Source organism: Schinkia azotoformans LMG 9581, from assembly GCF_000307855.1.
Taxonomy (GTDB): domain Bacteria; phylum Bacillota; class Bacilli; order Bacillales; family Bacillaceae_J; genus Schinkia; species Schinkia azotoformans.
The window spans coordinates 1-23,645 of sequence record NZ_AJLR01000007.1; the positions used below are offsets into that span (position 1 = coordinate 1).

At 34.0% G+C, this 23,645-nt stretch carries 22 protein-coding genes and 1 riboswitch; of the genes, 6 read left to right on the plus strand and 16 right to left on the minus strand.

What is annotated here, in order from left to right; all coding sequences use genetic code 11:
- Nucleotides 1–305: 305 nt before the first annotated feature.
- From BAZO_RS00725 to BAZO_RS00745, 5 genes are all read right to left on the minus strand, one after another.
- On the minus strand, nucleotides 306–1,631 hold the full coding sequence (locus BAZO_RS00725) for an NCS2 family permease (protein ID WP_003329253.1): 1,326 nt from the start codon (nucleotides 1,629–1,631) through the stop codon (nucleotides 306–308).
- A gap of 156 nt (nucleotides 1,632–1,787) precedes the next feature.
- Nucleotides 1,788–1,889: riboswitch (purine riboswitch) on the minus strand.
- A 142-nt stretch (nucleotides 1,890–2,031) separates the two neighbouring features.
- Complete coding sequence (gene guaA, locus BAZO_RS00730) at nucleotides 2,032–3,573, minus strand: glutamine-hydrolyzing GMP synthase (protein ID WP_039956814.1); 1,542 nt, start codon at nucleotides 3,571–3,573, stop codon at nucleotides 2,032–2,034.
- Nucleotides 3,574–3,688: 115 nt separating this feature from the next.
- Nucleotides 3,689–5,845 (minus strand): transglutaminase TgpA family protein, encoded by a 2,157-nt coding sequence (locus BAZO_RS00735; protein WP_003329256.1) that lies wholly within the window; start codon nucleotides 5,843–5,845, stop codon nucleotides 3,689–3,691.
- On the minus strand, nucleotides 5,842–7,017 hold the full coding sequence (locus BAZO_RS00740) for a DUF58 domain-containing protein (protein ID WP_003329257.1): 1,176 nt from the start codon (nucleotides 7,015–7,017) through the stop codon (nucleotides 5,842–5,844). Before BAZO_RS00740 ends, BAZO_RS00735 begins: the two co-directional genes overlap by 4 nt.
- Nucleotides 7,018–7,024: 7 nt before the next feature.
- Entirely contained in the window at nucleotides 7,025–7,993 is a 969-nt protein-coding gene (locus tag BAZO_RS00745; protein ID WP_003329258.1) for an AAA family ATPase, read from the minus strand.
- A 194-nt stretch (nucleotides 7,994–8,187) separates the two neighbouring features.
- On the opposite strand from BAZO_RS00745, the gene BAZO_RS00750 reads away from it, so the two are divergent.
- Nucleotides 8,188–8,811 (plus strand): DNA-3-methyladenine glycosylase, encoded by a 624-nt coding sequence (locus BAZO_RS00750; RefSeq protein WP_003329259.1) that lies wholly within the window; start codon nucleotides 8,188–8,190, stop codon nucleotides 8,809–8,811.
- Between the two features lie 72 nt (nucleotides 8,812–8,883).
- Here the strand turns inward: BAZO_RS00750 and BAZO_RS00755 are convergent, their stop codons facing one another.
- From BAZO_RS00755 to BAZO_RS00785, 7 genes are all read right to left on the minus strand, one after another.
- Complete coding sequence (locus BAZO_RS00755) at nucleotides 8,884–10,335, minus strand: phospholipase D family protein (protein WP_003329260.1); 1,452 nt, start codon at nucleotides 10,333–10,335, stop codon at nucleotides 8,884–8,886.
- Nucleotides 10,336–10,570: 235 nt separating this feature from the next.
- Nucleotides 10,571–10,879 (minus strand): AzlD domain-containing protein, encoded by a 309-nt coding sequence (locus tag BAZO_RS00760; RefSeq protein WP_003329261.1) that lies wholly within the window; start codon nucleotides 10,877–10,879, stop codon nucleotides 10,571–10,573.
- 16 nt (nucleotides 10,880–10,895) lie between these two features.
- Entirely contained in the window at nucleotides 10,896–11,624 is a 729-nt protein-coding gene (locus BAZO_RS00765) for an AzlC family ABC transporter permease (RefSeq protein WP_003329262.1), read from the minus strand.
- Between the two features lie 203 nt (nucleotides 11,625–11,827).
- A complete protein-coding gene (locus tag BAZO_RS00770; RefSeq protein WP_003329263.1) occupies nucleotides 11,828–12,490 on the minus strand; it encodes a response regulator transcription factor in 663 nt (220 codons plus the stop codon).
- Between the two features lie 21 nt (nucleotides 12,491–12,511).
- Nucleotides 12,512–13,606, minus strand: coding sequence for a sensor histidine kinase (locus tag BAZO_RS00775; RefSeq protein ID WP_003329265.1), 1,095 nt, complete (start codon nucleotides 13,604–13,606; stop codon nucleotides 12,512–12,514).
- A gap of 34 nt (nucleotides 13,607–13,640) precedes the next feature.
- On the minus strand, nucleotides 13,641–15,221 hold the full coding sequence (locus tag BAZO_RS00780) for a YcdB/YcdC domain-containing protein (protein ID WP_003329266.1): 1,581 nt from the start codon (nucleotides 15,219–15,221) through the stop codon (nucleotides 13,641–13,643).
- Nucleotides 15,222–15,246: 25 nt separating this feature from the next.
- Nucleotides 15,247–16,422, minus strand: a complete 1,176-nt coding sequence (locus BAZO_RS00785) for an SEC-C metal-binding domain-containing protein (RefSeq protein ID WP_003329267.1) — start codon at nucleotides 16,420–16,422, stop codon at nucleotides 15,247–15,249.
- Between the two features lie 338 nt (nucleotides 16,423–16,760).
- Between BAZO_RS00785 and BAZO_RS00790 the strand changes: the two genes are divergently transcribed.
- Together BAZO_RS00790 and BAZO_RS00800 are read left to right on the plus strand one after the other, a co-directional pair.
- Entirely contained in the window at nucleotides 16,761–17,336 is a 576-nt protein-coding gene (locus BAZO_RS00790; RefSeq protein ID WP_003329268.1) for a Uma2 family endonuclease, read from the plus strand.
- Nucleotides 17,337–18,230: 894 nt separating this feature from the next.
- The gene (locus tag BAZO_RS00800; protein WP_003329270.1) at nucleotides 18,231–19,454 is read left to right on the plus strand and encodes a Fic family protein; all 1,224 of its coding nucleotides are present in this window, start codon (nucleotides 18,231–18,233) and stop codon (nucleotides 19,452–19,454) included.
- A gap of 216 nt (nucleotides 19,455–19,670) precedes the next feature.
- Here BAZO_RS00800 and BAZO_RS00805 read toward each other — a convergent pair whose 3' ends face one another.
- The 3 genes from BAZO_RS00805 to BAZO_RS00815 are packed head-to-tail and all read right to left on the minus strand — an operon-like array spanning nucleotide 19,671 to nucleotide 21,423.
- Nucleotides 19,671–20,453, minus strand: a complete 783-nt coding sequence (locus tag BAZO_RS00805) for a S1C family serine protease (protein WP_003329271.1) — start codon at nucleotides 20,451–20,453, stop codon at nucleotides 19,671–19,673.
- A 53-nt stretch (nucleotides 20,454–20,506) separates the two neighbouring features.
- Nucleotides 20,507–20,863, minus strand: coding sequence for a hypothetical protein (locus tag BAZO_RS00810; protein ID WP_003329272.1), 357 nt, complete (start codon nucleotides 20,861–20,863; stop codon nucleotides 20,507–20,509).
- On the minus strand, nucleotides 20,863–21,423 hold the full coding sequence (locus BAZO_RS00815; RefSeq protein ID WP_003329273.1) for a DUF6036 family nucleotidyltransferase: 561 nt from the start codon (nucleotides 21,421–21,423) through the stop codon (nucleotides 20,863–20,865). Before BAZO_RS00815 ends, BAZO_RS00810 begins: the two co-directional genes overlap by 1 nt.
- Before the next feature lie 113 nt (nucleotides 21,424–21,536).
- Between BAZO_RS00815 and BAZO_RS22830 the strand changes: the two genes are divergently transcribed.
- Both BAZO_RS22830 and BAZO_RS22145 read left to right on the plus strand, forming a co-directional pair.
- Nucleotides 21,537–21,746, plus strand: a complete 210-nt coding sequence (locus tag BAZO_RS22830) for a hypothetical protein (RefSeq protein WP_003329274.1) — start codon at nucleotides 21,537–21,539, stop codon at nucleotides 21,744–21,746.
- Entirely contained in the window at nucleotides 21,719–21,964 is a 246-nt protein-coding gene (locus tag BAZO_RS22145) for a Uma2 family endonuclease (protein WP_235786681.1), read from the plus strand. The genes BAZO_RS22830 and BAZO_RS22145 overlap by 28 nt, the downstream gene beginning before the upstream one ends.
- Before the next feature lie 440 nt (nucleotides 21,965–22,404).
- On the opposite strand, the gene BAZO_RS00825 is transcribed toward BAZO_RS22145, so the two are convergent.
- Nucleotides 22,405–22,905, minus strand: coding sequence for a MauE/DoxX family redox-associated membrane protein (locus tag BAZO_RS00825; RefSeq protein WP_003329277.1), 501 nt, complete (start codon nucleotides 22,903–22,905; stop codon nucleotides 22,405–22,407).
- A gap of 139 nt (nucleotides 22,906–23,044) precedes the next feature.
- On the opposite strand from BAZO_RS00825, the gene BAZO_RS00830 reads away from it, so the two are divergent.
- Complete coding sequence (locus tag BAZO_RS00830; RefSeq protein ID WP_003329278.1) at nucleotides 23,045–23,590, plus strand: hypothetical protein; 546 nt, start codon at nucleotides 23,045–23,047, stop codon at nucleotides 23,588–23,590.
- Nucleotides 23,591–23,645 lie beyond the last annotated feature (55 nt).

Sequence of the window (23,645 nt, forward strand, 5' to 3'; positions counted from 1 at the left end):
CAAAATTAATACTGACTTGACGTTGAACTCTAGATTCAACTTTATTTGCACGCTTGACATTTTGTTTAGTTTTCAAAGATCATTTATTTCTTCTCGTCTTAGCGACAAGATATATCTTACCATGTCCATTCGCGGAAGTCAACATTTATTTTTTTATTATCAAAATTAAATTTCTTATTCCGAACAGGAACTTTACTATATTAACATGTTGATAGTTTTTAAGTCAACTAATTTTTTCAAAAAAAAGAAAGGTACCCAGGACGGAACGGATCCATGGGCACCTTATGATCAACTATATTTTCAAACTAATCTCTTAAGAATAAGAAGTATGCAAGGAAGACGAAGAATAAACCATGCATAATCGGATGTACTTCCTTAGCGCGACCTTTAACAATCATTGTAATTGGATAGAAGATAAAACCAACTGCAATACCAGTTGCAATACTATAAGTTAAAGGCATTGTTATTAATGTAAAGAATGAAGGAACTGCTATTTCAAATTCTTTCCAATCGATACTTCCAACTGACGATGCCATTAATACTCCAACAATAATAAGTGCTGGTGCAGTTACTGCTGGCGTTACAACTCCTAAGAGTGGTGCAAAGAATAACGCTAACAAGAAACATATACCTGTAACAACGGCTGTAAATCCAGATCGTCCACCCGCTGCAACCCCAGCAGTAGATTCAACATAAGAAGTTGTTGAAGATGTCCCTAATATTGCACCCACTGAAACCGCAGTGGCGTCTGCCATTAAAGCTTTGCCAACACGCTCTAATTTATTATTTTTTACAAGTCCCGCTTGATTAGCAACAGCTACAAGCGTACCTGTCGCATCAAAAAAGTCCACGATAAAAAATGTTAGAATAACACCTATTAATTGCGGTGTAAACACGTCTCCAAGATGTGCCAATGCAGCACCGAATGTCGGCGCAATACTTGGTATAGCACCCACTACTTTATCTGGTATATCAATTAAGCTAAAAATCATTCCTGCAATTGCTGTTATAACCATTCCAATAAAAATCGCAGCATTTACTTTTCTTACCATTAAAACGATTGTAACAAACAAACCAAATATAGCTAACAATGTATTTGGATCTTTTAAATCAGAAAGGGCCACAAATGTTGCCGGGTTTGAAACGACAATCCCTGCATTTTTCAAACCGATAAACGAAATAAATAAACCAATCCCGGCACCAACTGCAAGCTTTAATTCATTCGGAATAACATTAATAATTTTCTCACGGATACCTGATACTGATAAAACAATAAAAATAAGTCCAGAAACAAAAACCCCTGCTAATGCTGTTTCCCAAGGAATTCCCATTCCTAATACAACTGTATAAGCAAAAAACGCATTCAATCCCATACCTGGTGCAAGAGCCAATGGATATTTAGCGTAGACGCCCATAAATATTGATCCATAAGCCGCTGCTAATGCTGTTGCCACAAACACTGCATCCTTGTTAATTCGTAGCTCATCAGGAAAATCTGCTACCCCATCGAGAGCCAATGTACTTGGGTTTACAAACAAAATATAAGCCATTGATAAAAACGTTGTTAAACCGGCAATAATTTCTGTTTTGTAATTTGTTCCAAGCCGTTCAAACTGGAAATACTTCTTCATACGAAATCCTCCTTTTGAATTAAAAAAAGTTTTTATCCCTCGATTTTAGGAAGTTCAGATGAACTGAAACACAAAAAGCCCCTAGTACGGAAATACTAGGAGCTTGACTATTATCGAAGAATACTAGAATAGGTATAAAAATAGAAAGAACAAATACCTATTACTATATAACCTCGTAGTCAAGCTATTTCCGGTAGCTTGGTAGAAACTTTCGGGCCATATTCCCGACATTATACGACGTTGTTTTTCATTATTCTGCTAAAACTTACAATCATATTCTAACAGGTAATAATTCGGTCGTCAATAAAAAATACGAACATTCATCGAATAAAAACGATAAACATTCGTATTTTAATTTTTGTGCTTATATTAACCGTTTATTACTATTTCAGCTGACTTTTTATTCCCACTCAATCGTTGCTGGCGGCTTACTTGTAATATCATAGACAACACGATTGATATGAGCTACTTCGTTTACAATTCTTGTAGAGATCTTCTCAAGTACTTCCCATGGTATACGTGCCCAATCTGATGTCATACCGTCAATGGATGTAACCGCACGAATTCCGATTGTATAATCGTATGTTCTCGCGTCTCCCATTACACCTACACTGCGGATGTCAGGAAGCACCGTAAAGTATTGCCAGATATCTCGTTCTAATCCAGCATTTTTAATTTCTTCGCGAAGGATTGCATCTGATTCACGAACAATCTCAAGTTTTTCGTCTGTGATTTCACCTAAGACACGGATCCCTAGTCCAGGGCCTGGGAATGGCTGTCTCCATACGATTTCATCGGGAATACCTAATTCAGTTCCTAGTGCTCTAACTTCATCTTTAAACAAAGTGTTCAAAGGCTCAATTAGTGTAAATTTCATATCCTCAGGCAGCCCGCCTACATTATGGTGAGATTTAATGGTTTGGGCTGTTTTTGTACCACTTTCAATAATATCGGTATAAAGAGTGCCCTGCGCTAAAAAGTCAATGCCTTCAAGCTTAGCTGACTCATCATCAAATACATAAATAAATTCGTTACCGATAATTTTACGTTTTTTCTCAGGGTCTGAAACACCTTGTAGTTTTCCTAAGAAACGGTCTTTAGCATCAATTTTAATCACATTCATATTAAAGCCTTCACTGAATGTTTTCATAACGCTGTCTGCTTCACCTTTTCGAAGTAAACCATGGTCAACAAACATACATGTTAATTGATCGCCAATAGCTTTATGAATTAACACTGCCACTACAGAGGAATCAACACCGCCGCTTAATGCGCATAATACTTTCTTATCCCCTACCGTTTCACGGATTTTCTGCATTTCCATTTCAATAAAGTTTTCCATTGACCAGTTGCCTTGGCATCCACAAATTTCGAAAACAAAGTTTTTCAGCATGTCATTCCCGTACACTGAATGACGTACCTCTGGGTGGAATTGAACGCCATAAAATCCAGCCTCTTCATTACTCATAGCTGCAACTGGGCATGATGGATTAGTTGCATCAACAACAAAGCCTTCTGGAGTATTTACAACTAGATCACCATGACTCATCCAAACCACTTGTTCTTCTGGTAAATCTTTATAAAGTTTTGAATGATTTTCGATTTTAATTGTGGCTTTTCCGTATTCACGTTGACTAGCTTTTTCAACTTTACCGCCCAACTTGTGAGTCATTAATTGCATTCCATAGCAAATCCCAAACACAGGAATTCCTAAGTTGAAAATTTCACTGTCACAATCAAATGTGTTTTCACCGTAAACACTATTTGGTCCGCCAGATAAAATGATCCCTTTCGGATTTATTTTTTTAATCTCAGCAATTGTAATTTCGTGGTCATGAAGTTCACTATATACTCCAAACTCACGAATTCTTCTCGTAATCAGCTGATTATACTGACTGCCAAAATCCAAAACCAAAATCATTTCGTTTACTTGTTCTCTAATCTCCAATTTTTTCACTCCTATTGGCTTTTGTTATATTTCCAAGAAAATAGCGAACATTCCTTTGAAAAATCCCGTGCATTATTCGTTTTTATAATACCAACGTCGAGTCAGTTGGTCAAGGCAATATCTTCTTAATTAATTTTCCCCACAACTCTAAGATAACATCCCAATCTTCAGTCTTTATATCAAAATTGGAGTACAAATATTTCTCATAAATTTCTGCTAACTTTTTCATCTCCGACGTTCCTAAATGTTCATCTACTTTTGCTGCATACTCTCTAAGAGTCTCTCCGCCTTGAATCTTCATACCCTTATTTTCTAATAACAAAAAGAGGGTATCCAAGACTTCTCTTTCTTCAAGTTTCTTTTTACGAATCCGATAATTCATTACGATCCAATATGGATACCATTTTGTTTTAAACTTTACTAATAATCCTACTATTAGCGCCGCCACTGCTGCAAAAATACCGATTTCTTTAAGAGGAATATTCAAATCATTTAAAGAGAAGCTACTATTTCTTTTATTATCCTTGCTTTCCTTTTTCTTCTCTTCTTCCTTCTTTTTTTGTTCATTTTGAGGATCTTCGGCCTGATCAACCTGGGAAGCTGTAGGTACTGTATTTTCCGTGAACTCGTTCATATTGCTAAATCCTTGTGTCGGTTCGAATGGTACCCAACCAATACCCGGGAAGTATACTTCAACCCAAGAGTGGGCATTTGAATTTTTCACTTCATAAAGCTTGGCATCGTCATCAAGCACTTTAATAAAATCCCCTTGCGTATAGCCCTTTACCCATCTTGCTGGAATATCCAGGGAACGCAGAAGGACGATCATTGATGTTGAAAAGTTATCACAATAGCCTTTTTTTGACTCGAATAAGAATTGGTCAACATAATCTTGATCCTCATCAGGAACTGCTACATTTTTTGTTTCATACGTAAAACCATTTGCTGCAAAATAAGATTCAATTGCTTTAGCCTTTTCATACCTTGTTGCTTTATTTTCTGTAATCACTTTTGCAAGATCTTTCACCCTTGTCGGCAGTTCCTCCGGAAGTTGTGTATAAAACGTTTTAATGTAAGCATCGTCCCCTCCATTAGCCAACTTTAACGCTTCTATCGAAAAAAGAGGATGATCATAAATAAATTCATATGAATCCAATTGAATCTCATCGCCATTTTTTTCAGTAAAAAGTTTACCTGAAAAACGTTCCATCAACAATTGCACATTTTGATCGGTTTTAATCGCGCGCAGATCTAACGGATAGGCAATATGCGGATAGTCACCGATATCTTTTACCTTTATTTTTTCACTTATATTTTCTTCTTTCGTTACATTTTCAAAAATACCTAAGTCAATATTATTTTTATCAATAAATGTCTTCGGATAGCTTTCCGTTATAATCCAGCCTTTACCCGTATAATAATCCTTTGATTCAACACGCCAATAGTGAGCCTTTTTTACTTCTGCCGTAAAAACAGCTGTATCATCGTCAATAAAGGCACCGCCAAGCTTGGAGTCATCAACACCATAACCAATTTTATTGACAGAATTTCCAATCAACTCGCCTTTGACAGCACTTTTAAGAAAAGGAACAGGATCAGGCCATTGCGGACCCGCTTTTGGAGCATGTAACCCAATTACGATTGCCAGAGCTACCATTAACGATAACGAGGCCAACCAATAGGAACGGATCTTCACCTCTTCTTTTTCTCTTAATCGTAACATTTGCAAGGTTCCAAGCATAATGAAGCCAATAATAATCGTTCGAACGATAGCATTACCTGCATCATATTTTGTAAAAGTATCCAAAATACCTAAATAAATAATTGTTAACAAATAGAAGCCAAAAATCCTTTTCGCATGAATGAGCCAATAATGGATTAAATAACTCATAACCCACAATAGGATTAGAAATAAAAAGCTGCGATATAAATCTGACATCTCAAACCATTGTGAATGGAACAGTGCCTCTGTGTTGATGACTATATCTTCATAAAAGCTATATAGCCAACTAATTCCTAAGAACGATCCTTCAAAAAATAGGTCATGTAAAATATATAATAGTAAAATAAATCGAAGCGGCATCGATAACAAGAATGGAAGTCTTAAAAAATATAATATAAAACAGATGGCCGTAAAGATAACAAAATAAACACTGTTTGCCGTATCGGTTACCACTTCCAACGGCCGAAGCCACTCCCAAATTAATATAAATCCTAATAGATACAGCACGATGTTGTATAAATTAAATCGGCGATGATTGGTCATACACTTTTCACCTCATCCATCGCTTTAATAATAATATTTTGATTGAGTACTTGATTACTATAATTTTGAGCGCTGCCATCCGCCATTGAAAGCACAACGACCACTTTCCGTTGATTATTGGCTAGTCTCTTAATCCATTCAAGAAAGTGTGGGGTCATGTTATCCGTAATAAAAATAATCGTCCCTCTTTCAGGTAGTGCAGCTTTATCTTTTTCAACCACCTGATGAAGCATACTTGGTGAATCATTTTTAACAATAGCAAAATGATAGAAGACTTGGTTCATCCACTCTACTGATTTTTTAGCTGAAAAAATACTCCGGTCTTCTCCCTCTCCGGTTGAAATAAGTGTAACTGGATGGCCCGCTTTATATAGTTCATTGGCGATAGAAGCTGAATAAAGAACGATCTTCTCAAAAGCGTCATGGCTAATAAGATGATAGCGATCTATACAAATTACATATTGATGGTCTTCCATGATTTCAAATTCTTTTGAAATCAAAGTGTTTTTTCGGGCAGTAGCCTTCCAGTTAATCCAAGAAAGCCGGTCCCCTCTTTGGTACTCCCGAATGGTAGTTGGCACAAACATTTCTTTTTTATAATCCAACCCTCTTGCAAATGCTCCTTCACCGATATGCTTTTCTAAGAAAAATAGATTCAAGCGCTGCCGCTTCGGGTATACGATGAGCTTACTTTCAACTTTAAAGCTATGTTCCTTTTTTATAAAACCTAAAAAGTCAGCTGAAGTAGCGGTAATATTTTCAAAGAAATGCTCCCCCCGCGGTAATTCATCAAGATTATACGTGAAGTGAATTCTTCTTTTAAAAAAAGGAAAGCGGATGACCTTCTTTTCTCCTTGTCCCATCCGAAACGTATCTGTGATCATTAAAAAATAGAGAGGAAATGGAAACTTTCTCGTAATTTGAATTTGAACCTTTACCGTGTCTCCAGCTTCATACATTTTGTGACCATCTATTATTCTCTCTACTTTCCAAAGCTGGATTGGATATAAGGCAAAAAGAATGGAGAATATGATAAAAGGCAGAAAACTATATAGTAGAAACCAACTGACAAAGCCCCCCTGAAACATAGCATAGGCATATAAAATCCCAACACCTGCCAGTAAAAGTAGCACTTTGCCCCATATTTTCAGCAGGTTAGATAAGACTTTCATTTGGTTATCATCTCCACTCCTTATGAACAGGAACCTGAACGTGATCAATAATGTCTATTAGGATTTCTTCTGTAGAAATACGTTTATAGCTCGATTCAGAGTTTAAAATGATACGGTGTCCGAATACAAACGGAGTCAAATATTTCACATCATCAGGTATAACGTAATCTCTGTCACAAATAAAAGCATAGGCTTGAGCCGCCCGCATTAATGCTATCGACCCCCGAGGACTAACACCTAAGTAGATAGACGGATGATTTCTTGTGCGATTAGAAATTTCAACGATATACGCCCTAATTGTTTCATCCACAAAAACCTTCTTCACTATTTTTTGGATATCGAGTAGTTCGTCAATGGATAATACAGGATAAAGTTCATCAATTGGATGGGCATGTGCCACGTTTTCCAACACTCTTATTTCTTCAGCAGGCGTTGGGTAGCCCATTTTCATTTTTAATAAAAAACGATCGAGTTGCGCTTCCGGAAGTGGATAGGTTCCTTCGTACTCAATCGGGTTTTGTGTAGCTAATACCATAAAAGGCTTCGGCAGCGGCATCGTTGCCCCATCCACAGTAATATGACCTTCCTCTAAACTTTCAAGTAAAGCTGACTGTGTTTTAGGTGACGTTCGGTTAATTTCATCTGCGAGAACGATGTTACCCATAATCGGTCCTGGACGATATTCAAACTTAAGCTCTTTTGGGTTATAAATTGAAATCCCCGTTACATCTGAAGGCATTAAATCTGGTGTAAATTGAATTCTTTTAAACGTTGCGTTGATAGATTTAGCCAATGATCTCACCATCATCGTTTTACCAACACCCGGTACATCCTCTAATAGAACATGTCCCTGAGCCAATAGGGCGACTAAACATAGAGTAACCTCTTCGCGCTTGCCGATGATCACTTTTTCTATATTTAGGGCAATTTTTTCAATCACCGGATGTAATTGTTCATATTTATGTTTATTTTTCATAAAATCCACCTTTAGTTTTAGTGTTTTGAGTTACTATATTTTCTTATCTATTAAATACTAATTATAACGTAAAATGCTGCTGATTTCTTTATAAATAGCGGCCTAATTGCTGGAAAATATGTTAATTAAACGTTTGTTTAAATTGTAGTTTTGAAAATATTGGCTATTACTATATATTGGGTAGTAGAAAATTAATGGATGGTGAACTGGTTTTGCAAAACTATAAAGCAAAAGATAACGATTTTTTTGAAGTACCCACTTTGGAACTTGCTAGAAATCTGCTTGGTTGTTTGCTTGTAAAAAATACGGATGAAGGCGTTGCTGCAGGATACATTGTTGAAACAGAGGCTTATATTGGACCCAAAGACAGAGCGGCGCACAGCTATGGGGGCCGAAGAACAAAAAGAACGGAAATCATGTATCACGAGGCAGGGCTTGCTTATGTATATCAAATGCATACCCACTGCTTAGTGAATGTTGTTAGCGGAAAAATAGATGCACCTGAAGCTATCCTTATTCGTGCCATTGAACCATATCACGGGATTGAATTGATGAAAACAAGAAGACAAATGGAGCATTCGATCCAATTAACAAATGGTCCGGGGAAGCTCACAAAAGCTCTGGGAATCGGGATGGAAGACTATGGGCATTCTTTCATGGAGCCTCCTCTCCTGATTGCTGATGGTTTCGTTCCAGACGCCTATGCGGTTGAGCAAGGAAAACGCATTGGAATTGAAAATACAGGCGAGGCCAAAGATTATCCGTGGCGCTTTTGGATTAAGGATAATCCTTATGTGTCGAAGCGGCTAAAAAAGTAGGTAAAAAAAGACTACCCCTATACCAAATAGGAGATAGTCTTTTTTAATTTTTATAAAACTTTCCGTCAAACATCAGAACGTAGACAACCCGCTCCACTCTTGAAAACGATAAATCCAATGTTTCAGTGACGAATCATCTCTGTACTTTTCATAATCTGCTGTGTATATACCGTCTTTGTTTTCCCATACTCTTGCAAAATAGCTTTCTACCTCTTTCACAATCTCGTGATCATTATCAGCCGTAATTTTCACGTCTGCCTCTAAATTAAAATCATCAATATTTCGCTTCGTGAAATTGGATGACCCGCCTATAAGAACACTCTCTTCCGCCATTTTTACAAAAAGTAATTTTGTATGGTATTGTTCTCCTTGTGTGTCGTACCATCTTAGCTTAATTTTACCGTTACTTTTTTCTAATAATTCGCTGGCAACAGGGCGATTTGGAATCCCGTTTTTCTCCATCCCAAATGCATCTTTGTTTGGATCTAGAATGATTTGAATGGAAACTTCTCTTTTTGCTGCATCTATTAATGATTGGATAACATCACGATCCGAAAGATAAAACATGCCGAGCTTAATTTCATCCCCTTTATCTGTCTCATTAAGGACCTGAAGGATCTGTTTTTTTATTTTTCCTTCCGTTATCAAGCTTGCTTTCACACTATCACCTTGATTGGTTGCCCCTGAATCATTGTCAGCAATTTCTGAACTTGCCATTACAGCAATAGCACGAGGTTCATACTGTTCATCGGACATAACAGCTACACTACTTTCTGAATTCACAATATCCCGGGTAATATTCCCTTTTACTACAAAGGCAATATTGGAGTGATAGCCACTGGCATCATGAGGATTGGCTGATGTCACGATCGCTTGTTTTTCGGTTGCAATAACTTTACGATGATTGGCTTTAAAATTCAGCAGCTTAGCATACGATCTTAATTCTACCTTCGGTGAATCTTCACTAAAAGGGTTTGGCAGCCAGCCCTTCTCAAAATCTCCAATCCAACTAATAAAAGCCCGATAAAAGCCTGAGTAAGCCGGATTGGAATCTCGTAATTTATTTAAATCTGTATAAACTACATTTACGCCACTGGCAAGCAATTGATCTATATATTTTGTAGAATAGGATCCATAAAAGCTATTCATTTCATCTGTTATAAATGTAATGTCCATTTGTGGATTTTCCATTTGTTTCGTAACAAGGGCCGTTGTTAATTGTTCCGTTAAACCCGGATATTGCTCTGTTTCATCATAAGCATCATTGAATAAAAACATATCGATGATGATAAATTGCTCCGCTTCTTGAATTGTTTTTAAAATATTTTCGAAAATTACTTGTTCACTATTACGCTTCCCATCCTTTAGGTATGTTAAATCATATAAAAAATCGACATCAAAGGTTGTATGTTCCTGTCCTTCAAAAGACAAGCCTACTGGTACGCTTTTGTTATACCCGTAAATCGAAAACAAAACAGCAACGGAAAACAGGAGCAACAACAAATAGCGCTTTTTAAAATTCACTTTTTTCAGAGCAACCACCCTTTACGTTATTGTAACTTCTAGAACTAATTATTATTTCTTAACTTTACAATATGATTAATGGGCGTTTCTTGCAATATGTAATGGTTATCACTTGTTGTTTATAATGGTTTTAAAGTTTTTTCATCATAAATTCAATCATATAATTTGGCATTTGGCTGGCGTATTTCCAACATAATCAATAATGTTTTTTATGATCATTATCTCTGTTCTCCTTTTACATAGTAAATGCTAGATTAATTAAAATTATTGAAACCACCGTTCCAATTAAAACAATAGTTAAATTCAATTTTAAAAGTGACAGTATAACAGCTATAATTCCTCCAGCTATTCCAACTAATGGTTGGTTAGGTTCAACTTTTAAAATTCCTGGAAAGATCAATGCACCTAATACAGCAAACGGAATTCCCTTTAGCCAACGGTCTATTAAATTTGGTATTACCATATAATTTGCCATGATTGAAGGTAATGCTCTTGGAACGTAAGTAACGATTGCCATCAAAATAATTAACAAATATATATTCATTCAGTTCTCATCCTTTCTAGGCTGTTACTTTTTCTTTATATTTTTCTGGAATAAGGCCGAAAGTAGAAGCTATAATTGTAGATAGAATAATCGACCACCCTGAAGAAAATATTTGCAAAAGTATACTATTGACTATCATTGCTATTAAAACAATAATCCCCCCTTTTTTTGTAGATTGGATAGCGGGCATTAGGAGTCCTATAAACATCGCGTATAGTCCCATGGACATAGCATTGCTAATGAACGAGGGAAGCAAGTTAGTGAATAAAGCTCCTATAAAAGTTCCAATTACCCAAGATGAAAAAGCAGCTAACATCAGACCAATAAGAAAATACTGATTTACTCTTTTCTCTTTAGAATGAAAGGCTATCATTGTAAATGTTTCGTCTGTCAAGCCAAATGAAAAGAATAATTTCCAAACCAAGGGAACATGTTTGATTTTATCTGCTATCGCCATACCCATCATAAAATGTCTAAAATTTAATACAAAGGTTGCTAAAACAATTTCAAACATTCCAGATCCCAGCATTAACATGTTTACAGCCATTAATTGACTAGCACCACCAAATACTCCAAAAGACATTAGCACTGTTTCAAAAAGGGATAAACCAAAATCTATAGCTAACATTCCAAAAGCAAATGATATCGGAATAAATCCAATAACTATTGGTATAGCTGTTTTTACCCCTCTTATAAACGCTATAACATTAACGTTATATAAATTATTTGTTAATGTTTTATCCACCGTGTCATCCCCCTTAGTTGTTTTATATGAAAATTAAGAATAAAATGCTTTTACTAAATAAAATTATAGATTCAAACTTTTATACTCTCACCGAAAATCATCTTGTAAACACCGAAAGTATTTTTTGTGGGATACACATTAAAAATTAGGGGTTAACTCAGCACCTATAATTGATTTGAAATATAAAAAAAGTGACTTGACACTTAAGTCAAATCACTCTTTTCATCAATAAGACCAATTATTTTGGCTTGATTTAATGCTTCATTTCTTGAAGTTACGTTTAACCTCTTGAATAACTTTGTTAATTTATATTCTATTGTCCGACGGCTCATAAACATTTTTTTTGCTATATTTTCATTAGTTAAGCCCTTACCAATATCTTGCAAAATTGATATTTCCTCATCACTTAATTCGATATTTCTTACATTTAAACTCTCGCTTTCGGATATTGGAATATTACCTTCGCTCAATGTTCGGCATAAGTCTAAAGGTAATATAATCTCCCCTCGATAAACACATTTAATTGTAGTAATTAATTGTTCTTCTGAGCACGTTTTATTTAATAATCCAGCTCCACCTGCATCCATTATTTGTTTAAAATGTTTATATATATCATATGCAGTATAAACAATAACTTTTATTTGAGGGTATTCTCTATGGACCTTTTTCGTTAATTCAATCCCATTCATTTCCGGCATATAAAGATCAGTAATTAAAATATCATAAGATTTCTTTGTTAAGAATTTATCAATTTCTAAAGGACTGGATACAATATCTACATTTATACCGGTTTCTTTCTCCAGTATCATGTATTTTATACCTTTAGTAATAACAGGATGATCATCAACTATTAAAATTTCAATCATTATTAGACACCCAATCTCTTACTATATTGGAATAATCCCAAAAACTTTTAGTCCATTTCCAGGGGATGTTTCAAATTTAATGGAACCATCCATACTTTTTATCCTTGCCCTTATACCAAAAATCCCCATACTCCTTGTATCTTTTGAAATTTCCACCATATCCATTCCTTTACCATTATCACTATAATTTAAAAAAAGTTTTTGGTTTTCATCAAATAACTCAATGTTCACCATTGTTGCATCGGAATGTTTAATAGCGTTATTTAAAAGTTCTTGAATAATTCTGTAAATATTAATTTTTAATTCTTCTGATAACTCACACGTTAAATCTGTACCTCTATACTGAACCTTAATATTTGAACGAAGCTCTGTACATTGGAACATGCCACCTATAGCCTGATGAATACTTTCCTGAATTAAGAAGGGATAACGAATTTCATTGCACATATCCCTTAGATAATATATATTATCACGAATTAATTCTTTAACTTCCGCGAGATCATCTACTAACATTTTATCTCTATTTTTGGATAGTATATGTTCTATTTTATGATTTAAATAGATTTGTTCTTGTAAAATGGTATCATGCAATTCTTGCTCTAAGGAATTTCTTTCTTTTTCTGCAAGGTGTAAAAGAAACTGAGTAATCCAAGAAGGATAGTCTTTTTCGGGATTATAAATTTTTAATTCATCGATCAAACACAAAGACAAAAACATTTGTTCTATCTTATAATTAATAAAACTTCCATACATATTTAAAAGTAATCTTTGATAAGAATTAATTTCATTATTGATTTCGCAACATAAAATGAAGGTTAACTCTTTCTTATTACCAAGTATAAAATTTATACAGTTATTGAATTCAATACAATTGCCAGGAACCATCTCATTTTGACTTAAAGTATACAAATTAGTAAGGCTATCTTTTGAAATAAATTTTTCAATACAATAAATTTTTTGTACTTTATGAAACTGTACCATATAGCAATCATTAATTGACAATAGATTCTTTATTTCTTCCATAAAAAAGGTGATTATTGAATGAAACGTAGTTTTATTAGATAGATTGTTTTTAAAATTATTTAATTGAAGATTAATTTCCATTTCCAAATCCATAAAACTAAAACCCCCTAGAAATAATTTTCTAGTTTTAAAGCAACGACATTTTCTTGTCCCAAATCAATTCCCCGCTACAAGCATCGATATAACATAACCGTTGCTGAGGATCCCCACTACCATCAGATGGATCGTCTTTAGAAGTTGAAGGCTCATATACTAATTTGTAAACCGGTGACTCTTCATCATAATGAATGAACCACTTTAGTTGTATCTTCATGTAATCAACATAGCGTTCAAAAGCCGCTTCAGCCGAAATAACGGGTTGAAAATTATGTTGTGCCAGTTTACGAATCATTTCATAAGAGACACCCATATACGCACAAATTTCACCTGTTACAGTACTGACACTAATCATAATCCGCTCATGGTTAACAGGAATACCACCGATAAAAACAGGCAGATAAAAAAATTCACGTAGGCGCGGCTCTTCATCTGGTTCTATCTGATCTTCCTCAAGCTGAAGGTAGGAAAAATAATCCGGAAACACCTGATAAAGGAACTTTTCTGCTTTATGCCAACATTGTTGTCTACTTAGAATCGGTTTGCCCTCTTTTGTTCTATCAAAGCAATTGAATCCTACTAAGCGGCCTGTCGATTTCTCAATTTGAATCATACATGTGCTATCGAGATTTTTAAGCTGATTACCCCATTTTCTTTTCATATACGCATCTACCGAAAGGGCGTCTTGCTCTAATTCCTCTGCTTCTTCTTTTTCTTTTCGCTTATACAAAATATGTATTCTTTCACCGTCATCTTTTGACTTCACTTGAACATATTGTTCGGGGTGAATTCCAAGTTGTTTTTCCAAAGCTAATACCTTTCTATCATCCAAATCAATTGTGACAGTTTGCTCCGATTCATTTGTCTGACTCGTTTGCCCCCAATGCTGACCTGTTCCATTAGAAGCAATCGGGTGGCTCGGTGGCATGATATAATGTTCAAACCCAAATAAATCTTTGCCTGTCACAGCATCAATTACGCGAAATTCCGAAATCGGTTCGTAAACAAGACGATATTCATTCCCCATTTCTTCGATCTCGTACAAAGACGAATGCAAAGCAGCAATCGTTAACTGCATCCGTATTCCGTCTATTATTCTACTTCTTATAGTATCCATAGCAATGATAGAGGGTGGCCATGATGGTCTATTAGGAGCTCCGGACAAGTTTTCATTCAAATCATATTTAATAATATTCCGTTTGTCATTAACCGTTACTTCACACCCAGTATGAGACAGTGGCAGTCCACCAACTTCCTCCTGATAAGTGATATAGTAATTATTTCGGCCTTTTTCGATATGGACCCATTTATACAAAGCATGATTTGGATTATGTTTTAAAAGGAAGGAATCAGCAACCTTTTTTGCTTCATCAGCTTCGCAAACATATCCGATACCTTTCACTTTCTCCGAATCCATATCCAGCCTAACAAGTTGCCCTGTTTGTAAATCAAGAGAGACTTCAATCTTGTTATCATCATTCTCTGGGTCCTCCCAGATGAAACAACGCTCCTTTTCAGTACCAATAGGGATGCTATCCTCCATTACAAGTTGATAATGCTCCGGAATCGCAACAATAGATTTCGCTATTATTCGCAGTTTATTAAGGTCCATTGACATATATACCCCCTTTAGATTTTCAATTCCCACAGCATTTCTTAAATTTCTTCCCACTTCCACATGGACAAGGATCGTTTCTGCCAATCTTTTGACGGGTTTGGAGACTTATAACCTCCCCTTTTTTATTAGGCAAGGGTAGTAATGAATTTTTCTCCTGCTTGAATAATTCCTCTGATGTATATCCCTTTAAATACCATTGTCTTGTATTATTCATAAGCGTTACAACGACATCCATCAGTCTTTGCACAGCTTCTAAGCTTTCGAATGTCAGTTGCATCTGTAAATGCTGAAGAAGCTGACTAGGTTGAATACCCATTTTTACATGGATAATACAGTCCTCGATAAGAGCCACCGCCTCTTCTTGAGGCATTCGATACTCCTTCGTAAATAGCGATAATAGTTGGGAATAGCCCTTTGGATGCTCGACATAGTTCGTTTCACCGGCTTCAAGGAGTTGTTTCCTTGAGAAAGAATAGTAGTCAATATTCCCCCTGGATGCCTGCTCCTCTAAAATAACTAAAGGATCCATCACTTCCCAGTATGAATAGCCGTACCTATCTATAAAAATTTCCTGATAGTATTCCATCGCATCAAAAATAACATAATTAAAGGCAAGAAAATCAAGGCGAATAGGTGTATATTTTTCAACTAAATCCACTAACTTGTCATGCGGCACTGTTCCATAATAATAGAGTAAACCGCGAGTGATCTTAATCCATTCCGTATTTCGCTTAACATCTACAAGTATCGTCTCATCTTGAACAAGCTCCTCTAGAGAAGGCAATAATTCCAAAGGAACCATGACGACCGGATTTCCATTTTGAAAACTAGTAAACATAAAACCAGTTTTATAGAAATACTCCATCTCCTCTATCTCTATATTTTTTGCACTAATAACTCCATCATTTGCAATGATACTTTTTATTAAAAATAACCGCCTCTCATCGAATTGGCTGATAATAATTCTAAGAAGTAAGGGGATTCCCTCTGCCAAATATTGAATTAACTCTGCCTTTTTTAACGAACTAATATTTTTGATTTGCAGTTTTTTCCGAATGTCTTGAAGTTCTGCGACTTTTAATGCAGACAGCCCTTCCTTTAATGTCGCTATTCCTGTGAAATTATTCTTTTGATCCTTATTTTTATTTCCTTCCATTTCATGCTCCTTTCGCACAGAGTCCATCACTGAAAACATCAGCTCCAACTCCTTGCTAGCCATCATTTACATTTTATGTATTTTTTTCCAAATTATCGTCCAAGGTTGATATCCCAACGGATTATAGGTATTTGATTTGCGGGAGTTACATTGTTTTTTATAAAAATGATGATGTCTATGTATCTATTTATCGAATCTTATATTCAAGACGTGATTATATAAAGATTCTTTTTGATAAAAATAAAAATGAAATTAGACATGAAGAGAATTAACCAAATCTGATTTATGAAGGCAAATAAACGATAAGTACCATGTTTGTAGATATCCCCATCCAAAAAATGGTATAATAAGAGGTAAGTAAACAATGAGGTGAGGATATGTCAATTCCACAACAATCAAAAAGCTATTCATACGCTGATTATTTATCATGGGATGATGATGTTTTTTGCGAAGTCATTGACGGAATGATTATAAGTATGTCGCCTTCCCCAACACCACTGCATCAAGATATTGCAGATGAATTAACGGCAGAATTCAAGATTTTTCTACGTAATAAAGATTGTAGGGCTTTTTCTGCTCCAATTGATGTTTGCTTATTTGCTAATAAAGAAATAAAAACAAAGGATATTAAGGACTGGGTGCAGCCGGATTTAATTGTAGTATGTGACGAAAATAAAATTGGTGAGAAAAATATCATCGGTGCTCCAGATTTGGTGATTGAGATTCTATCACCATCAACAGCAAAAAATGATCGTTTAATTAAATACAATAGCTATGAAAAGGCTGGTGTAATGGAATACTGGATTGTTGATCCCTATAACCAGACGATTGAAGTATATCTCTTGGAAAACGGAGCATATCACCGTAATGGAGTATATTTTAAGGACGATATTTTAAAAGTTCATTTATTAGAAGATTTTCAAATTGACTTAAATCTTATTTTTAAAAACTAAATAAACGACAAGCGTGCTGACTCCTTGTCGTTTATTGTTTTTGCCCGTTTATTAAAATGAATATTTTATCACCCCATTCTCTTCAGAAATAATTTTTTTCTTCAATAGATGTTCTACAATACTATCAATATCCTTCTTAGATATTCCTTTATTATGCGAACCAAGAAATCCAATTAAGCTACTTCTCTTTTTAGGTCGATTTTTTACAGCAATTTTTATTAAGCTTTCCTTCACCATCTGTATCCTAGTTTCATCGATCTTTATTGGTTTTTTCTGACTTAATTCTTGAAAATTAACTATTCTCTTTACTTTGATTCCACTTTTCTTTAAGTAACCAATGAGTGGGTCGTATCCTGTATCCTTAGAATAGATAAAAAAATTTTTTCCTTTAAAATTTTTGTTGCCTTATTAATTTTATCTACTTTCAAATCCTGTACATTTTCATAATCAACATACAAATATGAATCAAATATAGACATTTTAAGCTCCTTCAATATTAAAAATATTGTTCTCTACATGTTACACTCTAAATTTTACCATAAATAAAAAATACCACAGATTAAGGCTGTGGTAAGAAAAAAATTTATACCTGAATTATTCAATTGAGATTTTTCCATATTCAGCACACTAATTATACCAAGTAAAGGGATAAAAGGAACTTTCTTATCACTCTAACATTATCTTTACAAATAAAATTTCAAATTTATAAATTACCATCATCAATATTAAGACACAAAGTCAAAAAACGGCCCTTTTTTTATTTTTATCAACCAAATTATGATATAAAAATGTATACATCCCCATTTTTAATGGATATAATGTATAAAATCAATGAATAAGATAAAAAACAGCAGAATTTTCATAAATATAATGTAACGGGGAGGATGAAAATCAATGTATGAGTCATTATCTAAATTATTTTATAAAGAACCTGAAAAATACGAATTTGAATACTCCAGAAGGATTAGTAGCTATGGCACTGTTCGGTTGCCGTTTAATATCAAACCCTTGAAATCTAACCAAGAATTTTCTTGTTTCTATGTTAACCATTCGGAGTTAGACTTCTTTCATGACCAAGTTTTAAAACAAAGTAAGTTAATACAAGAAAAAATAAACTCATTGCCAGATATCGCAATTGCTCAATATATAAAATCAAAATTAATTGATGAACTTCTTAGTACTAATGAAATTGAGGGGATAAGAAGTACAAAAGCAGAGATGAAAACGGTAATTGAAGTTGTTGTAAAAAATGACAATTCCAAGAAAAAGATCAGGCACTATAGTTTGATGAAAACTTACTTCAATTTGATTTCTGAAAAGAATGATGAAATAAAGAATCTTGAACAAATTAGGAATATATATAATGAGTTAGTAGAAACAGAAATTAAAAAAGATGACAAACTTGATGGAGAATTATTTAGAAAAGGTTCTGTTGATATAGTGACATCTGCGGAAAAGGTAGTCCACAAAGGTGTTTATCCCGAGTCTTCCATACTAGCTCATCTAGAGAATTTAATTCATTACCTAAATGAACACCCATCTCCAATGCTTTACAAAATTGCTGTAGCTCATTATTATTTTGGATATATACATCCATTCTATGATGGTAATGGTAGAACCTCCAGATACATTAGTAGTATGTACTTAATCAATGAATTGGATAAACTTACAGCGATGTCATTATCTTACTCTACTAATAAAATGAAACCAATATATTATGAAGCATTTACTGTAAGTAATGATCCTAAAAACAAAGGTGAACTTACTTACTTTTGTAAAACATTTTTTGAAATTATCCATAATGCGCAAAGTGATATATTAGCTGATTTATCTTATAAATCCAACAAAATGGATCAATTAGTCGAATTAATTTCACATCTAGACTTCCCCAACGAACTTTCAAGGGACGTATTATTCATTGCTGGACAACATGACATTTTTGCTATTGAAGGTACTGGGATTTCAAAACATGAATTATCCGAAGCAATAGACACCACAGAATATAAGATTGGTAAGGAAATTAAAGAGTTAGATAAACTAGGTTATATAAAGTATATAAAAAGAAATCCAATTGAAATAACAATAAGTGATGATCTACACGAAAAATTAAATTTATAGGACAAAAGCGAACCACCCTGTAGTGACGGCATAAGATGGTTTTCTCGTTCTTTAATACGTTTCACCGAAATAATGACGCCAATCATCATCAGGATATTCCATTTTCATCTACTTGAAAACGATAAACTCAATATTTCGGTGACGAATCATCTCTGTACTCAAGCTGCTGACCGCTTGTCATTTAAATCAGGCAGATAGTAGTTTGCGGTCATTAGTTTATTTATTTGAAAGTTTTTCAAGCACTTGTTCGATAGGAATTGCATATCCAACATCTTCCGTCATCGATTTTGCGTATACTACGCCAATGACTTTACCCGTCTCACTACTTATTACAGGACTTCCACTATTCCCTTTGTAAATGGGAGCTGAAAGCCTAATCACACCATTCTTCTCTGATCCTTGGAGGATATTGCCTTCATTAACAATTTGATTATGAAATAGTGGATTGCCAATCACATAAATATGATCCTGAACCTGCCATGCATCAGGTTCACTTAGGGACATGTATGGCAGCTGCTCGCCTTTAATCTTTAAAAATGCGAGATCGATATCAGTTTCAACGGATATGATATCCGCTGTCTTCCATTCTCCGTTAGGAAAAATCACAGTGATGGGGTGCATATCCTCAACGACATGTTTATTCGTGACAATTAAACCAGTTTCAGAGATATTAAAACCAGTTCCCTTAGTGTACTGATCTTGAATGGTGACAACGGCTTCCTTATACTCCTTAATGTCATCTTGTTTTGAAAGTTCACTTGACTTTTGCAAAAATTTAATAGAGGAAAAATTGATTACTCTTGGCCATACTTGATTGAGGCTGATAAGTAAAGCAATCACTAGTATTGCTGTAATGAATTTACGGATCACGGATTGGCGCTTCATTTGCCTGGCTTTTACTATTTTATCTTCTTCATTTGGCAAAAAATCTTCCAAAGAAGGCTCATCAAAATGTTCTTCATTTTCATTACGATCTTGTCTGTCCATATGTCTGTCCATAAAAAGTTTCCTCTCACTAATTAAAAACGACAAGTGCGCAAATCACCTGTCGTTTATAATGGTTTTAAAGTTTTTTCATCATAAAATACATTCCTTAATGCAAATTCCTTTGGTGCTGAAATAATTCTTCTAATTCGTGCAAAAGACTCTTTTTCCACCCCAGGGGTATAAGGTTCTGTTAGTTTTAATTGTTCTTTATAAATCCAATCATATAATTTCGCATTTGGCTGTCTATTTCCTACATACTCAATAACAGCAGCAATCTTTGTTAACTTTTCTAATTCTTCTCCATTTAACTGATCAATTGCCACTTCATCGAATGATAGCTCTTCAAAATACTGCTCATGGTCCAGTGAATAAAGGTCAATAAGCAAATTGGTCAATGCCAAATTAAAGTCGTCAGCCTTCATTATATCGAGAACTCTTTCCACTTCTTATTCAAGTCCTTTCCAACATAATTCAAAAACATTTTTTGTCTATCACCCAAATACCTTCTACCAATATATTTGTCAAATATCATTAAGACTTGTTCCAAAGTATCAATCTCAAGAAGCCTAATTAAATGCTCTGCATCATCAAAATCCTTAAACGGCTCCGGTCTTGCCGATAATATTTTCATCGCCAACATTTGTTCAGCAGTAGGTGCAAATACTATTAAATTTTTAAATTTATAAATTTCTCTTAAACTTTCTTGTTTGATTTGTTTTAATGGCTCTCGTATATCTTGATTAATCCAATTTTTATCTAAGTCATAGGTTTCTGCAATATCAATTAAAATATTGTCGATTATTGGTGATGTTTCAAATAAGGCATCAATATCTTTGGTTGCGGGCCTTGCATCAAAACAAGCCATCATAACAGTACCGCCATATATGTTTAAAGAAAGTTCCAATCTATTTTCACTAAGCTTCTCGTCCAACACTTCCAGTATTTCGAGAAAAAGCTCTTTTGTCATTTTTTCAAAACTCATACATTATCACCTTTTTCTTTGCTACAATTATATTCATTTGAGGTTTTTCAATATTCAGTACATCTATTATACCAAATAAAGGGATGTATTCAAAACAGCTGGAAAGAAACCTGATGGAGGTATTATGTGAGGAAAATAGCTACTTAAATCCAATAAATGGCATAATAAGAATTAAATTATGCAAAGTCATTGACGGCAGAATTCAAGATTTTTTCTTCGTAATAAAGATTGTAGAGGATTTTCTGCCGCAACTGATGTTTGCCTATTTGCCAACAAAGAAACAAAAAATTATGATATTAAAGATTGGGTTCAGCCAGATTTAATAGTCAAGGTTCTTTCACCATCAACAGCCAAAAATGACCGCCTAATTAAATGCAACTACTATGAAAAAGCAGATGTGAAGGAATATTGGATTGTTGATCCATATTATCAGACGATTGAAGTATACCTCTTGAAAACGGAACATATAACCGCAGTCGAGTTTATTTTAAAGATGATATTCTACATGTTCACTTATTTGGAGATTTTCAAATCGAATTAAGCTATATTTTTAAAAATTAGAGGCAAAAAAGAACGGATAAAATTTTTCCCGTTCTTTTACAATGGTTTTATTTTCGTCAAATTAAAGTTCCTCAAAATATCTTTCACAATCCGACGAATAAAGATCAATTACTAAATTAGTGGGCGCTAAACTAAAGTCATCAGCTTTCATTATATTGAGAACTCTTTCCAAGGCTTATTCAAGTCCTTTCCAACATAATTCAAAAACACTTTTTGTCTATCCCCAAAATATTTTCTGCCAATACATTTATCAAATACGTTAAAACTTGTTCCAAAGTATTAATTTTAAGAAGTCCAATTAAACGCTCCACACCATCAAAATCTTTAAATGGTTAGGCCTTGCCGATAATATTTTCATCGCTAGCATTTGTTCCACAGAAGGGGCAAAAATCTTCAGGTTATTATATTGATAAATCTCCTTTAGGTTTTTATTGAATTTATAATAGTTGAAATGAGCAAATAACTTATTAGTATTCCTGTAAAAAGTAAACTATAAGCTATCATATTTAAAAAAGGTAACTCTAAAACTCTTGACTGGTCTTTTATATATATCAAATATAAAACAGATGATAATAATAACATAATTCGAAATATTGTATGAATCCCAAAACTTTCATTTGAAAAGTCACCAAAGCAATTACATTTTATATTCTTTTTTTCGAGCATAGTTTTTATGTTTAAAAACAAGAAAAAAATAAGTAAAAGCGCTATAAAGAACAAGAAATAATAGTAATTATCAACCAGCAATATACCAGCAATTGCATACTCCACTATTACAATTAAAATCCATAAAGCATCGTTAAACCCCAAGTTTCTAATAGTTCTTTTTACTTGCTCTACAGAAAATAGTTTCATAGATGCAGAGATAAAAAATATTGTAGACAAGAACAACCTAAGAAAAATAGATATACTAATCTCCATCTAATCACCCCTTTGTAAAAATTATACTTATATGTAATTTAATATATTTTTTCCAAAAATCAACATTTTTTCTTTTTTTTTTCTGAAAATGCATTATGATATATTTTAGTGTAGTTATATTTATATTGGAGGCTTATTTATGTGGAAGATTTTCGTTACAACACTTTTTGTAGTTTTAGCAGGATGCTCTTATAATGTCGATGATATAAAAATGAACTATAATACAGAAAAAAATAAACTAACGTTTCCTGGTGAAAGTTTTTTACATTCTGAAAGATGGGTAACAGAAGTTCCAAAAGAGATAGAAATTAATTTTTCCAAAGAATCTCCAAAGATAATTAGCAATAAAAAAGATATTGAAGAAATTGTAATTGAAATTAATAAAGCAATAGATTTGGAAAAAAAAATATTTAATGAAAAAGCAAATAATTTAAAATACATTGGATTAATTAAGGGGTTTACGTTCGATATTAAAATTTACCTATCAAAAGATAAGGGCACTGTTTATTTCATTTCTAATAAAGGTATAAAACAAAGCGTTGTAAACAATATTACAAAGTATACTTCGGTTCCAGGACCTATTCCACCTGGTGATGAATCCTACTTAAATAAAGTTAAGCCTATTCCACCTGGTACTGAACCTTCATTAGATGATTTGTTACCTCTTAAACCCAATAATAAATAAGTAAGTATTAAATTTTTTATTAAAATTTAAGGTTAATAACTCAACTTTCGCAGAG

What these genes read in the sequence shown, in the direction of transcription:
- BAZO_RS00725 (WP_003329253.1), bottom strand. Translation starts at nt 1,631, where the DNA reads ATGAAGAAGTATTTCCAGTTTGAACGGCTTGGAACAAATTACAAAACA.
- BAZO_RS00735 (WP_003329256.1), bottom strand. Translation starts at nt 5,845, where the DNA reads ATGACCAATCATCGCCGATTTAATTTATACAACATCGTGCTGTATCTA.
- BAZO_RS00740 (WP_003329257.1), bottom strand. Translation starts at nt 7,017, where the DNA reads ATGAAAGTCTTATCTAACCTGCTGAAAATATGGGGCAAAGTGCTACTT.
- BAZO_RS00745 (WP_003329258.1), bottom strand. Translation starts at nt 7,993, where the DNA reads ATGAAAAATAAACATAAATATGAACAATTACATCCGGTGATTGAAAAA.
- BAZO_RS00750 (WP_003329259.1), top strand. Translation starts at nt 8,188, where the DNA reads ATGGATGGTGAACTGGTTTTGCAAAACTATAAAGCAAAAGATAACGAT.
- BAZO_RS00760 (WP_003329261.1), bottom strand. Translation starts at nt 10,879, where the DNA reads ATGAATATATATTTGTTAATTATTTTGATGGCAATCGTTACTTACGTT.
- BAZO_RS00770 (WP_003329263.1), bottom strand. Translation starts at nt 12,490, where the DNA reads ATGATTGAAATTTTAATAGTTGATGATCATCCTGTTATTACTAAAGGT.
- BAZO_RS00775 (WP_003329265.1), bottom strand. Translation starts at nt 13,606, where the DNA reads ATGGATTTGGAAATGGAAATTAATCTTCAATTAAATAATTTTAAAAAC.
- BAZO_RS00780 (WP_003329266.1), bottom strand. Translation starts at nt 15,221, where the DNA reads ATGGACCTTAATAAACTGCGAATAATAGCGAAATCTATTGTTGCGATT.
- BAZO_RS00785 (WP_003329267.1), bottom strand. Translation starts at nt 16,422, where the DNA reads ATGTTTTCAGTGATGGACTCTGTGCGAAAGGAGCATGAAATGGAAGGA.
- BAZO_RS00790 (WP_003329268.1), top strand. Translation starts at nt 16,761, where the DNA reads ATGTCAATTCCACAACAATCAAAAAGCTATTCATACGCTGATTATTTA.
- BAZO_RS00800 (WP_003329270.1), top strand. Translation starts at nt 18,231, where the DNA reads ATGTATGAGTCATTATCTAAATTATTTTATAAAGAACCTGAAAAATAC.
- BAZO_RS00805 (WP_003329271.1), bottom strand. Translation starts at nt 20,453, where the DNA reads ATGGACAGACATATGGACAGACAAGATCGTAATGAAAATGAAGAACAT.
- BAZO_RS00810 (WP_003329272.1), bottom strand. Translation starts at nt 20,863, where the DNA reads ATGAAGGCTGACGACTTTAATTTGGCATTGACCAATTTGCTTATTGAC.
- BAZO_RS00815 (WP_003329273.1), bottom strand. Translation starts at nt 21,423, where the DNA reads ATGAGTTTTGAAAAAATGACAAAAGAGCTTTTTCTCGAAATACTGGAA.
- BAZO_RS22830 (WP_003329274.1), top strand. Translation starts at nt 21,537, where the DNA reads ATGGAGGTATTATGTGAGGAAAATAGCTACTTAAATCCAATAAATGGC.
- BAZO_RS00825 (WP_003329277.1), bottom strand. Translation starts at nt 22,905, where the DNA reads ATGGAGATTAGTATATCTATTTTTCTTAGGTTGTTCTTGTCTACAATA.
- BAZO_RS00830 (WP_003329278.1), top strand. Translation starts at nt 23,045, where the DNA reads ATGTGGAAGATTTTCGTTACAACACTTTTTGTAGTTTTAGCAGGATGC.